Genomic DNA, 13,155 nt, shown 5'->3' on the forward strand with positions numbered 1-13,155 from the left:
TTGTTATCACTTGTAATAAGCAATACAATTTTAAAATAAATATTTAAATTAACTATTGATTTATACGTAACAATATTTTACAATATTCAATGTAAACGATTTCATAACGAATAAATTAAAGGAAGTATGGCTATGGAGAAAGTACAAATTATTGAAGAAATTCAAGCAGGTAATACTTCATTGGGAATAGAATTTGGTTCAACTAATATTAAAGCAGTGTTGATTGCTTCTGATTATAGCGTGATTGCAACTGGATCACATGGTTGGGAGAATCAATTGGAGAATGGTATTTGGACATATGCCCTAGAAGATGTTTGGACAGGGGTACAAGACGCTTATAGTAAGTTGTCTGGACAAATTAAAAAAGAATATGGTGTGGATTTAACTCAATTGCGTTCATTGGGAATTGCCGCGATGATGCATGGATATATGCCATTTAATGTGCAGGGTGAGTTATTAGTACCATTTAGGACTTGGCGTAATTCGATGACGGAAGATGCGGCGATGCAATTAACGCATTTGTTTAATTTTAATATTCCAGAACGTTGGAGTATCGCTCATCTTTATCAAGCGGTGTTGAATCAAGAGACACATGTTAAAGACGTTGACTTCATTACAACATTAGCTGGGTATGTTCACTGGAAATTATCCGGTGAAAAAGTCCTAGGAGTGGGGGATGCTTCAGGGGTCTTTCCAATTGATGAATTAAGTCATGACTATAACCAAGATATGATGGATAAATTTAATGGTTTGAAAGCCATTCAACAGTACCATTGGTCATTACCAGAAATTTTGCCACAGGTGAAGGTTGCTGGTGAAGTGGCTGGAAAGCTAACGGCACAAGGAGCCAAATTGTTGGATATCTCGGGGAAGTTACAACCAGGGACAGTGATGGCTCCGCCTGAAGGTGATGCAGGAACTGGCATGGTTTCAACTAATTCTGTTAAGCAACGGACGGGAAATGTTTCGGCTGGAACTTCAGCCTTTGCGATGATTGTTTTGGAAAAGTCATTGAAGAAATTACATACCAGTATTGATATGGTTACGACGCCCGATGGTTCAGCGGTGGCGATGGTCCATGCGAATAATTCAAGCTCAGATATTAATGCCTGGGCTGGGCTATTTAATGAATTTGCGCAAATGTTGGGGGTGGAATTAAGTCCAAATGAACTATACGGACACTTATTCAACAGCATTTTAAATGCTGACCCAGACACGTCTGGGATCCTCACATATGGTTATTATTCAGGTGAGAATATTACGGGAATGAGCGAAGGACGACCAGTCTTAGCGCGCATGCCAAATAGTAAATTCAATATTGGTAACTTGATGCGAACTAATCTTTATTCAGCCTTTGGAGCCATGAAGATTGGAATGGATATTTTGCATGAAGAGCAAGTAGAAACCGATTCCATTGTAGCGCAAGGTGGAATTTTCAAGACGCCAATTGTTGGGCAAAAGATGTTAGCCGCTGCAATGGAAGCCCCAGTGACGGTGATGAAGACGGCGAGTGAAGGTGGTCCTTGGGGAATGGCAATTTTAGCCACCTACGCGGCAACGAAAACTGATCAAGACCTAGCAACTTATTTAGAAGAAGAAGTGTTCTTTGATCAAGAGCGGTCAACTATTGAGCCAGATGTCAAAGATGTGAATGGATTTAACCGCTTTATGGAACGTTATAAAGCTGGTTTGCCAATTGAAGCTCATGCGGTAGCCACGTTAAAAAATTGAAAAGAGGGTAACAAATGTTAGAAGACATGAAGAAGCGGGTCTATGACGCCAATATGTTATTGCCAGCTTATGATTTAGTAACATTTACTTGGGGAAATGTTAGTGAAATTGATCGTGAGAAGGGATTGTTTGTAATTAAGCCTTCTGGGGTTGAGTATGATAAATTAACGCCTGACGATATGGTCGTGGTGGATTTGGAAGGTCATGTGGTTGAAGGAGACTTAAATCCAAGTAGTGATACACCAACTCACATGCATTTATACAATGCTTTCCCAGAAATTGGGGGAATTGTTCATACGCATTCACCATGGGCAGTGGCCTATGCACAAGCAGGGATGGATGTTCCAGCGATGGGAACAACGCACGCGGATACCTTTTATGGTGATGTGCCAGCAGCTTCGGCATTAACGCAAGAAGAAGTTGAATCTGCGTATGAATTAAATACGGGGGTAGTTATTGAGCGTGAGTTTAAAGCGCGCCAGTTAGACCCCATGGCCGTACCAGCAGTCTTAGTCCGGCAACATGGACCTTTCACTTGGGGAAAAGATGCTCATGATGCCGTGCATAACGCCAAGGTATTGGAAGTCGTGGCTGAAATGGATTATCATGCAATGCAATTGAATCCGCATGGTGATTTGCGGATTCCACAGTACTTGCTCGACAAGCATTATTACCGTAAGCATGGTGTTAATGCGTATTATGGGCAAAAGCATTAGGTCGTTTAATTGTTCGTAGTTGTTATATTAAGTTATATATAAATCGAGGAGAAATATCATGTTAGAAACTGCAAATTATAAGTTCTGGTTCGTTACAGGTTCACAATTCCTTTATGGTCCTGAAGTTTTGAAGCAAGTAGAGGAAGATTCAAAGCACTTAGTGGAAGTTTTGAATGCCTCTGGCAAGCTACCTTACCCAATTGAATTTAAGACGGTGGGAGTAACTGCTGAAAATATTACTGAAACTATGAAGGAAGCAAATGCTAATGACGAAGTGGCGGGAGTAATTACTTGGGCCCACACTTTCTCACCAGCCAAGAACTGGATTCGGGGAACTCAATTATTGAATAAGCCTTTGATGCACTTGGCTACTCAAATGTTAAATAAGATTCCATATGACACAATTGACTTTGATTATATGAATTTGAACCAATCAGCCCACGGGGATCGTGAATATGCCTTCATCAATGCGCGGTTAGGAATTAATAATAAGATTATCTTTGGTCACTATGAAGATGAAGAGATTCAAAACCAAATTGGTAAATGGATGGATGTAGCGGTTGCGTACAACGAATCTTATAAGATTAAAATCGTGACCTTTGCTGATAAAATGCGCAATGTTGCCGTAACTGATGGTGATAAGATTGAAGCCCAAATTAAGTTTGGTTGGACTGTTGACTATTGGGGTGTTGCTGACTTGGTAGCGTACGTTAATGCGGTTGATGCGGCGGATGTTGATGCCCTTTATAATGATTTGCATGATAAGTACGAATTTGTTCAAGGTGATAACTCAGCAGAAAAGTATGAACATAATGTGAAGTATCAATTGCGCGAATACTTGGCTCTTAAGAAATTCATGGATGATAAGGGTTACAGCGGATTTACAACTAATTTTGAAGACCTTGAAGGTTTGGAACAATTGCCTGGTCTGGCAGTTCAAATGTTGATGGCTGAAGGTTATGGATTTGCGGGTGAAGGTGATTGGAAGACTGCGGCTTTGACTCGTTTGCTGAAGATTGTTTCACATAATCAGGCCACCGCATTCATGGAAGATTACACTTTGGACTTGCGGAAGGGGCACGAAGCTATCTTAGGTTCACATATGCTTGAAGTGGACCCAACAATTGCTTCCGATAAGCCACGTGTTGAAGTTCACCCATTGGATATCGGTGGTAAAGATGATCCAGCACGTTTGGTCTTTACCGGACAAGTTGGTGATGCAGTTGATGTGACGATGGCCGACTTCGGTGATGAGTTTAAGTTGATTAGTTATGAAGTATCTGGAAATAAGCCAGAAGCTAAAACACCATTCTTGCCAGTTGCTAAGCAGCTTTGGACACCTAAGGCTGGTTTGAAGGCCGGAGCAGAAGGTTGGTTAACAGTTGGTGGTGGACACCACACGACCTTGAGCTTTAATGTTGATACTGAACAATTATCAGATTTGGCTAAGTTGTTTGATTTGACCTTTGTTGATATTAAGTAATTAATATTTAAAAGAAAGCTGTGAGTATGGAGTTATGAATAAAGAAACAAAAAAGATTCCCAGTGGATTCATTTACTTTTTTGGAGCATTTGGTGGTATCCTCTTTGGATATGACATTGGGGTAATGACTGGGGCGTTACCATTTTTGCAACATGATTGGAATCTAACGAATGCTTCCGTAATTGGTTGGATTACATCATCATTGATGCTAGGAGCAATCTTTGGTGGTGCATTAGCAGGACAGTTATCAGACAAATTTGGACGACGTAAAATGATTTTGGTGGCATCGTTTGTTTTCGCGGTTGGTGCGATTATGGCGGGACTATCACCTCATAATGCGGTAGCGTGGCTTCTATTTGCTCGGGTGCTCTTAGGATTGGCAGTTGGAGCTGCTTCGGCTTTGGTGCCTTCTTATATGTCAGAAATGGCTCCAGCTCGTTCACGAGGACGTCTGTCTGGATTAAATCAGTTGATGATTGTTTCTGGGATGTTGTTGTCATACATCGTTGACTTTATCTTGAAGGGTTTGACCCATGGTTTGGCTTGGCGCTTGATGTTAGGGTTAGCTGCTGTACCAGCTATCATCTTATTCTTAGGTGTTTTGCGTTTACCTGAATCACCACGTTTCTTGGTTAAATTAGGTAAAAATGATGAAGCACGAAAAGTATTGTCATATATTCGAAGTGATGATGAGATTCAACCTGAATTAAATGATATTCAAGCAACGGTTGCTAAAGAATCATCCGCAGCAAAGAATGTTAATTTGGGTACACTATTTTCTTCAAAGTACCGGTATTTGGTTACGGCGGGAATTGGTGTTGCTGCTTTCCAACAATTTATGGGTGCAAATGCGATTTTCTACTACATTCCTTTGATTGTTGAAAAAGCTACTGGTCAAGCCGCATCGGATGCATTGTTGTGGCCGATTGTACAAGGGGTAATTCTAGTATTGGGTGCTATCTTGTATATGGCGATTGCGGAAAAGTTTAAGCGCAAGACTTTGTTGGTTTTGGGTGGTTCAATGATGGCATTGTCATTCTTGATGCCAGCTCTTTTGAATATGGTAGTTGGCGCTGATAAATTCCCACCAATGATGATTGTTGTCTTCCTTTCGATTTTCGTTGCTTTCTATTCATTTACTTGGGCACCTTTGACATGGGTCTTAGTAGGTGAGTTGTTCCCATTGTCCATTCGTGGTCGCGCTTCTGGATTGGCTTCATCATTCAACTGGATTGGTTCGTTCTTAGTTGGATTGTTGTTCCCTATCATGACAGCAACAATGTCGCAGGAAATGGTCTTTGCAATTTTTGGAATCATTTCAATTATTGCGGTCTTGTTCGTTAAGTATCGGGTACCTGAAACATTTGGGCGGACATTGGAAGAAATTGAAGCTGAAGGATCAAATCGATAAACAGTCGCTTAGAACTTAATTTTTAATATTTACACTAAACAACCGCCAGGCTTCAGACCGGCGGTTGTTTTTAATAGCGAATTAAAAAAATAGATAATGTTATAATAGAAGTAAAGTGATTCGGACAAAGAGGGGGTAAATTCAATGAATTTAACAAAACAAGATTGCTATCAATTAGCCGATGGGCATCAGATGCCAAAATTGGGCTTAGGTTTGTATAAAGTTACGGATGAAGTAGTGATGCAAAAATTATTAGCTGGGGCGTATGAAACAGGCTATCGACTTTTTGATACAGCCCAGATGTATCAAAATGAAGCCATGATTGGGCGTGCTCTGCAAGCATTACCCGTGCAACGGGATAAATTTTTTATTACGACTAAGATTGCTGAAAATAATCAAGGCTATGATGCCACATTGCGATCACTAGAACAATCTTTGAAAGATTTGCAACTAGACTATGTTGATTTGTTGTTGGTACATTGGCCATTACACCAACATTTCTTTGAAACTTGGCGAGCGTTTGAACGGGCCAAGGCTGAGGGAATGGTTCGTTCCATTGGAACGTCAAATTATGGACAAATTCACTTGGAATATTTAGCAACCAAAGCCAATGAGATGCCGGTGGTAAACCAAGTTGAAGTACATCCATATTTAACCCAAAAGCCGTTACAGATTTTTGCAAATGAACATAGTATTGTGACGCAAGCTTGGGCTCCGCTTGGACGGGGTGGTGAGTTGAGCGATCCATTAGTAGTTGCGTTAGCCGAAAAGTATCAAAAAAGCCCGGCTCAAATTGTGATTCGGTGGCATTTACAAAATCAAACTGCCTTGATTCCAAAATCAAGTCATGTTGAACGGGTGCAAGCCAATATGGATGTCTTTGAATTTGAAATTACGAGTGAAGACATGCAGGCATTGGATGATTTAAATCAATTTAAACGGATTAGTCAAGAACCAGAACTGGTTTATGAGCGGGGGGCACAATACCCACATCATTAAAAAAATTGTTGGGCTGGAATTTAGTTATAATCAGAAAGGATGGGTGTGATGAAAATTGGATTTATTGGGACTGGCGTGATGGGAACCGGTGTGGTTACTAATTTGTTAAAGACCGGTTTTTCAGTGGAAGTTTATAACCGAACGAAGGCTCATGCACAAACGGTACTAGATTTGGGCGCACAATGGGTTGATGAACCTAAAAAGCTTGCTGAACAAAATGACTTGGTTATAACAATGGTCGGATATCCCGATGATGTGAAAGCCCAATATTATGGTGAACATGGTTTGTTTGCCGGTGCACGAAATGGCCAGATCTTGATGGATATGACGACTTCGACGCCGACATTAGCTCAAGAGCTAGCACAAGCAGGTCGCAAACAAGGGGTCACAGTCCTCGATGCACCGGTTTCAGGTGGGGACGTGGGCGCGCGGGAAGGAACTTTAACGGTGATGGTCGGCGGTGAAAAAGCGGATTACACTTCCTTGAAACCTGTCTTTGATGCTATTGCTAGCCGAGTCAATCGCTTTGGTGCGGCCGGAATGGGCCAACACGCCAAAATGGCTAATCAAATTATGATTGCTGGGACAATGTTGGGGATGACAGAGACGTTGGTTTATGCGCGGGAAGCGGGGCTTGATCTTTCGGCTGTCTTAACAACGCTCAATGCAGGAAGTGCTCAGAATTGGTCCTTAGAAAATTATGGTCCCCGGATTTTGGCGGGCGACTTTAAGCCGGGCTTTTATGCCAAACATTTACTGAAAGACTTGCGAATTGCGCTAACAGAAGCCGAGAAGTTACATGTCGATTTGCCAATGACCCAATTGGCTAAGCAATTGTATGAGAAACTAGTTGATGAGGCTGATCTTGGGGATGCTGGAACGCAAGCGCTGATCAAATTATGGTGGACGCAAGCCTAATTAGTTAAAATTCTAGATTGACGGAGGGAATTGTTGGGGCAGTTTCCTTTTTCTTTAAATAAAATTTTTACGGTTAAACAAATATTTAGTAGTTGCAAGTGAAGTTCACTAAGGTTATAATTCGATTAGAGAAAAACGGTGATTGTCATTTTAATTACATTTAATAAGCTGGTGGAGGTTACAATGAGGCATTTAACTAAAACTTTACAAGACCGATTCTGTACAGTGTTGCAGGCTTATGGACGCCTATTTGATTTTGGGAGTACGTTGAATAATTTTAAAGTTGATTATCATTTAGCACATAGGATAGATATGAAGAATGATACTGAAGCAATCCGTTCTGATTGGCAAACGGTTAATAATGATTTATCCTTTGCGTTAGGTCGACGTGCTGATGAGCTCGATTAATAACGGTGATGACGTTAAAAAATTAGTGTCCATGGCATCAAGTCAAAATTTACTGCCGACTTCAACAGAATTAGAACGGTTTAATGAAATTGATCCTACTTTTGCGGAGCGCGTGGTGACAATGGCTGAAAAGCAAGCGGAGCATCGGCAGTATATCGAACGGCAGGATGCTTTACGTCATGATCAAGCTTTGAAACTGAGCGGACGGGATAGCTTATTAGGCTTGTTATTTGGTATGTTGATTGTAGTGATGGCCTTGGGCTTAGCTGCTTATATGATTATTCAACATCAATTAACTGGCGGTATATTTACGATTTTTGGAGTTATTGCAACCATTGCGACGGCTTTTGTCATTGGTCATCGGTCTAAAAAATGATTTTAGGATAAGTTCGTATTCAAGAGAAATGTTATCTCTTCTTGAATATGGATTTTTATTGTATAAAAATGAATGTTATAAGCCTTTTCTAGATAAAGTAGGCGAAAAATATACTAAAATTGTACGATATGAGCATGAAAAACTATTAAAATGGTTATTTAATAAGTAGATACAAAAATGGTTATTTAATAAGTAGATACAAAGTATGCAGGAAGAAATCATAATATTCAGAGTGATATACTTTTTGAATTATCAAGCGAAGCTAACTGTGAAAAACAAGACTTTCTCTTGGTATGGTGAAGATGAAGCTGCTCTTAATATTACATTAGATGCTGATGGAACTTACATTTTCCATTTGGAGCGGTTGTAGGTGAAATAACTGATGGTTACACTCATGATATTGCAATTAATAATAGCTTAGTTTTAAAAGAAACAAAGTTCAGAAATATTTCTGGGCTTTTTATTTTTGGTAAAAATAAAATGCATGATATGAGGGCACAAAAAAGACACCAGCTATTAAAACTGATGCCTTTTGAATTGTACACTTTTTAATTACTCTTGGGGGTCTGTGTAGCGTTACCACCGCCGGAGTTATTTCCGCCACCTTGGTTAGAACCACGTGTTGTGGTTGATGAAGGAGTAGTTGCGTTTGTATTGGCATTTGGCGTCTGATTCGAGGCTGACCTAATGCTTGAATAGATTGTTGATGAGTTGGCAATCGTTGTAGTTGAAGATGAACTGTTGTTTGAAGCAATTCGTGGCAAGCGGTTAGAGAACGGATCATTGAAGTCTGCACCCGCCACTTCATATTCAGTTTGACCATTCTTAGTTACCTTGCGGACGGAAGAAGGTTTCTTCCAATCACTCCCATCAAGATCATCATTAGTCATAACGTATTGCATCAATGTATTATAAATTTCGTTTGGTAAGTGCGCTGTGGGACCGGTCAAGCCATCCAATGGCTTTGAGACAGACATCGGCTCATTATAACCCGTCCAAACCGAGATTGCCGCTGACTTGGTAAAGCCAGTAAACCACAAATCTTGGGCAGCAGACGATGGATAATCAGAATCAGCTGGGTAAGCAACCGTTCCAGACTTAGCTCCTTGAACGTATGCATCTGTCTTATATTGGTTAAAGCCAAGACTCCAGGTTCCTGTAGCGGTGATAACGGACTGCAACATGTCATTCATCATGAAGGCAGTCGAATCCTTCATAGCACGTTGACCTTTACTATCCATTGACTTAACGGTTCCATCTTGCGTCGTAATAGTTTTAACATAAGAAGGCTTATAGTAAATTCCACCATTCGCAAAGGCAGAGAAGGCGGCTGCTTCTTGTTCGGTTGAAACATTAAAGCCGATTGCGGATGAACCAGAGAGCTTAGGGGTCATCCCTAACTTTTTGAGGAAGTCACTAGCTTTTGCGTGTCCGACGTATTCGTCATGCTCAGTAGCTGAAATTGGACTTTGACCTTCTAAGGTATGCAATGCTGGGACATTCAAAGAACGAGTCAAGGCGTTTCGCATTGAAACATATGGTTGTCCAGTACTCTTTGAATATGGTTGTGAATTAGTCATCCCCGCGTCACCGGCTGATAGATTAGTTCCAGAGTACTTAAATGATGATGAATCATCCAAGGCTCGATAAGTTGGCCAATTAAAGTTTTCGATTGCCGGGGCGTAATCAATGAGAGGCTTAACCGTAGAACCACCAGAACGTTGGGTCGAAGTGGCTAAGTTGAGACCTTGTAGGGTATCTTGATTACGACCACCGATTTGCGCGATGACATTTCCTGACTGTGGATCAGTAATTGTAACCGCGGCTTGAACTTCGTCGTCAGGGTAGCTGATGCCATACTTATTATTAGTTGATGAGTTGACGACATCGTAGGCCTTGTTTTGAACGTCTGAATCCAAATTAGTCTTAATAGTCAAACCATCTTGATGAATGTTGTATTTAGCCGCTTTAACTTGAGCTAAGACTGAAGTAATATATGAGTCATCAATTTTCGCTGTTTCAGCTTCGCTATTTTGTTCCGTATGGTCATTAACTAGACCATCATCAATAGGTGTGGTTTTATATTGATTAGCCTCTTCTTTGGTAATTGAACCATATTCGACCATAGCATCGAGGACTTGATTTCGTCGATATTTAGCACCACTAGGATTTGAATAGGGGTCATAGCCAGAAGGTGATTGAGGCAAACCAGCAATCAAAGCAACCTGAGGAATCGTCAAATCCTTCATGTCTTTATTATAGTAGAAATTAGCCGCCGTCTTCATTCCGTAAGCACCGCTTCCCATATAAACTTTGTTCATATAGAGCGTTAAAATTTGGGCTTTTGAATATTGTTTTTCAATACGCATGGCAATCCAAGCTTCTTGAACTTTCCGTTTTAAAGTTTGGTCGGTAATTGCTGAAGAGAAGGCCGTTTGCTTAACTAATTGTTGAGTCAAGGTAGAACCACCTTGCAGACCTAAGGATGAGCCGGTGAAATTAGCCATGGCAGCTCCGAAAATGCGGCGAATATCAACGCCGCCGTGTTTATAGAAGCGCCGATCCTCAATGGCGACGACTGCATCTTTCAAAACTTTGGGATATTCATCTTGTTGGGCGATCTCACGTTTTTCGCTACCACTAGTCCAGATGACATTATCTTTACTATCTAAAATACTTGACTGAGAAGTTCCCGTTAATTGGGCATTAGTCACTTTTGGTGCAGTGGCTGCCCAGTAAAAACAAATGATGGAAGTGATGATAACTAGTACCCCAATAATAATTCCACCAATTTGTAAGCCTTTAGTCAGGCGAGAATGCTTATTATTCGATTTATTAACACGTTTTTTGTTTGTCCGCTTAGTGCGCGAAAGTTTTTGACCAGACATTTTGATCTACTCTCCTTAGAAATAAAAATTAAATAATACGATCGACGGCCTCAAGATAAGGCAGTGATGGATAAATACTCGGTTGAATTAAAATTCCCTGTTGGATGACGGCCTGATAAGGAATTGATTGCCGTTCAGTTTTACGCCGTTCCCAAAAATAATTAATTACATTAATCGGGACACAATAATTTTCTTGATATTTAGTAAAACGAATGATGAGAAAACTAATTCCCCCCAGCCGTTGGGTATCTAATAAATGTGTCACCTGATGTTGGTGTAAATTATTGAGCGGGAAGGCCGTAGAACTGGTTGTCTCTTTAGCGTCGAAATCTAGGTAGCGCCCTTGATAAATACCATTATAGTCAGTCGTAGAAGCTTGTTGAAAATATGCTTCGGTAATTTTGGCGGCTGCCCGTTTGGGGTAGTCGACATGTACAATCTGAATTGGCGTGGGCTTTTTATGAATATTAGCAATCCCCCGTTGTAAATAAAATTCGTTCGCTCGGTTAAGTTCTTGTTCGAGCGACATCCCCCGATGCCCATGTTGGACAGGTTTAGTACCTGTAACCTTTTGTGGCAACGGTTGCTGAGTTGAATCGTGGTATGGTTGCCCGTTTGGATATTTAATTGCCACAATTATGCCTCGTTTCTGTGATAATCGATATAATTATACCAAACCTTGGCGTATAATGCCTTAATAATGTCAAATCAGCTGAAGGATCCTTAGTAGGACTGATCATGCAGAAAGGATTAAAAAAGATGGAAAGAATTTGGATCACGGGCTTTCGTAGTTTTGAATTAGGGATTTTTGGAGCAAAAGACCCCAAAGTGACGGTTTTAAAATTTGCGCTGAAAAAGCAATTAACAACAGCAATTGAGGAGGGGGTAACCTGGCTCATTACCGGTGGGCAATTGGGTATCGAACAATATGCGTTAGAAGTCGGCAATCAATTGCGGACCGAGTATCCGGAATTTAAAACTGCTTTGATGACCCCGTTTCAAGATTTCGGTCAAAATTGGAATGAAAATAATCGAGCGTTGTTAGGTACTTTACAAGCATCTGTTGATTTTACCCAGGCGGTCAGCCAAAAGCCATACCAAGACCCCGGTCAATTTAAAAATTATCAAAATTTTATGTTACAACATACTGAGCGGGCGATTGTCGTCTACGATCAGCAGGTTGAAGCTTCCAAGGTGAAATTTACGGTTCAAGCCATTCAAAATTATCAAAAGCATACCGATTACGGGCTAACATTAATCGATTTTGATCGTTTGCAAGAATATTCTGACGAGTATGCCGAAACTTTAAACGATTGGGAATAAAACGTATTGATTTTGCAAAGTTAATGCATAAAAAAATTAATTCTATGATAAGTTATTGGTGAAAAAAGATAGTTATTAATGAAAATTTGACAAGTAACTGGTAAAATAGGGTTAAAGAAGATGAAATAAAGGAGTTTCACTGATGGAACAAGTACGGCATACGGTAGAAGAGATTTTCAACAAAGATTTTAAAAAGACCGCAATTCAAGGGTATAATACAAATGACGTGGATAGTTATTTAGATGAATTAATGGCCGATTATCAGACCTACGAGAGTAATATTAAAGAATTGCAAGAAACGATTGAAAATCAAAAGCGTGAAATTGTTGAATTAACTAAGCAAGTGAACGCTAATACGGCCGCAGCAGCCACAAGTAATCAAGTGACTTCTTCAGCCAATACTAATATGGATATCTTGAAGCGAATTTCTAATTTAGAGCGTAAGGTGTTTGGAGCGCCAGAGGATAAATAGACATAATAAGCTACTTGCGATTTAACACGGATTAGGTGTATACTTAACGTTATTGTGTTAGTGGGTAATTGCGTGTCGCTTATGCGGCATGAGGAAAGTCCATGCTCGCACTGGCTGCGATGTCAGTAGTGTTCGTGCTAGCTGAAAAAATAAGGCTAGGCAATCAGCAGTGATTGACGGCCAACGAAAGACCTAAAGGTAACCATGGTTTAGTAGTTGTTAAGGTGCCACAGTGACGAAGTTGGTTAGAAATAACCAGCGTGGAACGCGGTAAACCCCACGAGCGGGCAACCCAAACTTTGGTAGGGGCGCTTGATCTAGCAAAATGAAGCGATGGTCGGGGAGGCAGTGATGCCTGAGATAGATGATTACCGCTAAAAGAAACTTGCCACGTTTCTTTTAGAACAAAACATGGCTCACAGCTAACACA

At 40.5% G+C, this 13,155-nt stretch carries 13 protein-coding genes and 1 other RNA gene; 12 read left to right on the forward strand and 2 right to left on the reverse strand.

Annotated elements, in window-relative coordinates; translation table 11 throughout:
• Positions 1-132: 132 nt before the first annotated feature.
• From ACJQWY_RS01695 to ACJQWY_RS01735, 9 genes are all read left to right on the forward strand, one after another.
• The gene (locus ACJQWY_RS01695) at positions 133-1,731 is read left to right on the forward strand and encodes a xylulokinase (RefSeq protein WP_407076030.1); all 1,599 of its coding nucleotides are present in this window, start codon (positions 133-135) and stop codon (positions 1,729-1,731) included.
• A gap of 14 nt (positions 1,732-1,745) precedes the next feature.
• Positions 1,746-2,447 (forward strand): L-ribulose-5-phosphate 4-epimerase, encoded by a 702-nt coding sequence (locus ACJQWY_RS01700; protein ID WP_407076031.1) that lies wholly within the window; start codon positions 1,746-1,748, stop codon positions 2,445-2,447.
• 58 nt (positions 2,448-2,505) lie between these two features.
• Positions 2,506-3,930, forward strand: a complete 1,425-nt coding sequence (gene araA, locus ACJQWY_RS01705; protein ID WP_407076032.1) for an L-arabinose isomerase — start codon at positions 2,506-2,508, stop codon at positions 3,928-3,930.
• Between the two features lie 34 nt (positions 3,931-3,964).
• A complete protein-coding gene (locus tag ACJQWY_RS01710) occupies positions 3,965-5,341 on the forward strand; it encodes a sugar porter family MFS transporter (RefSeq protein ID WP_407076033.1) in 1,377 nt (458 codons plus the stop codon).
• 144 nt (positions 5,342-5,485) lie between these two features.
• Complete coding sequence (locus tag ACJQWY_RS01715) at positions 5,486-6,340, forward strand: aldo/keto reductase (protein WP_407076034.1); 855 nt, start codon at positions 5,486-5,488, stop codon at positions 6,338-6,340.
• A gap of 48 nt (positions 6,341-6,388) precedes the next feature.
• Positions 6,389-7,258, forward strand: coding sequence for an NAD(P)-dependent oxidoreductase (locus ACJQWY_RS01720; RefSeq protein ID WP_407076035.1), 870 nt, complete (start codon positions 6,389-6,391; stop codon positions 7,256-7,258).
• A 183-nt stretch (positions 7,259-7,441) separates the two neighbouring features.
• Positions 7,442-7,666, forward strand: coding sequence for a hypothetical protein (locus tag ACJQWY_RS01725; protein WP_407076036.1), 225 nt, complete (start codon positions 7,442-7,444; stop codon positions 7,664-7,666).
• Complete coding sequence (locus ACJQWY_RS01730) at positions 7,653-8,042, forward strand: DUF2335 domain-containing protein (RefSeq protein WP_407076037.1); 390 nt, start codon at positions 7,653-7,655, stop codon at positions 8,040-8,042. The genes ACJQWY_RS01725 and ACJQWY_RS01730 overlap by 14 nt, the downstream gene beginning before the upstream one ends.
• A gap of 244 nt (positions 8,043-8,286) precedes the next feature.
• Positions 8,287-8,412: a hypothetical protein gene (locus ACJQWY_RS01735; RefSeq protein ID WP_407076038.1), complete on the forward strand. Its 126-nt coding sequence runs from the start codon at positions 8,287-8,289 to the stop codon at positions 8,410-8,412.
• Between the two features lie 178 nt (positions 8,413-8,590).
• Here the strand turns inward: ACJQWY_RS01735 and ACJQWY_RS01740 are convergent, their stop codons facing one another.
• Together ACJQWY_RS01740 and recU are read right to left on the reverse strand one after the other, a co-directional pair.
• The gene (locus ACJQWY_RS01740) at positions 8,591-10,930 is read right to left on the reverse strand and encodes a transglycosylase domain-containing protein (RefSeq protein ID WP_407076039.1); all 2,340 of its coding nucleotides are present in this window, start codon (positions 10,928-10,930) and stop codon (positions 8,591-8,593) included.
• Between the two features lie 28 nt (positions 10,931-10,958).
• Positions 10,959-11,564, reverse strand: coding sequence for a Holliday junction resolvase RecU (gene recU / locus ACJQWY_RS01745; RefSeq protein ID WP_407076040.1), 606 nt, complete (start codon positions 11,562-11,564; stop codon positions 10,959-10,961).
• A 125-nt stretch (positions 11,565-11,689) separates the two neighbouring features.
• On the opposite strand from recU, the gene ACJQWY_RS01750 reads away from it, so the two are divergent.
• From ACJQWY_RS01750 to rnpB, 3 genes are all read left to right on the forward strand, one after another.
• The gene (locus ACJQWY_RS01750; RefSeq protein ID WP_407076041.1) at positions 11,690-12,253 is read left to right on the forward strand and encodes an SLOG family protein; all 564 of its coding nucleotides are present in this window, start codon (positions 11,690-11,692) and stop codon (positions 12,251-12,253) included.
• A gap of 142 nt (positions 12,254-12,395) precedes the next feature.
• Positions 12,396-12,725: a cell division regulator GpsB gene (gene gpsB, locus ACJQWY_RS01755; RefSeq protein WP_407076042.1), complete on the forward strand. Its 330-nt coding sequence runs from the start codon at positions 12,396-12,398 to the stop codon at positions 12,723-12,725.
• Positions 12,726-12,781: 56 nt separating this feature from the next.
• Positions 12,782-13,149, forward strand: an RNA gene (gene rnpB / locus ACJQWY_RS01760) — RNase P RNA component class B.
• Positions 13,150-13,155 lie beyond the last annotated feature (6 nt).

Origin of the sequence: Weissella kandleri, assembly GCF_045504165.1 — a bacterium.
GTDB lineage: Bacteria > Bacillota > Bacilli > Lactobacillales > Lactobacillaceae > Weissella > Weissella kandleri_A.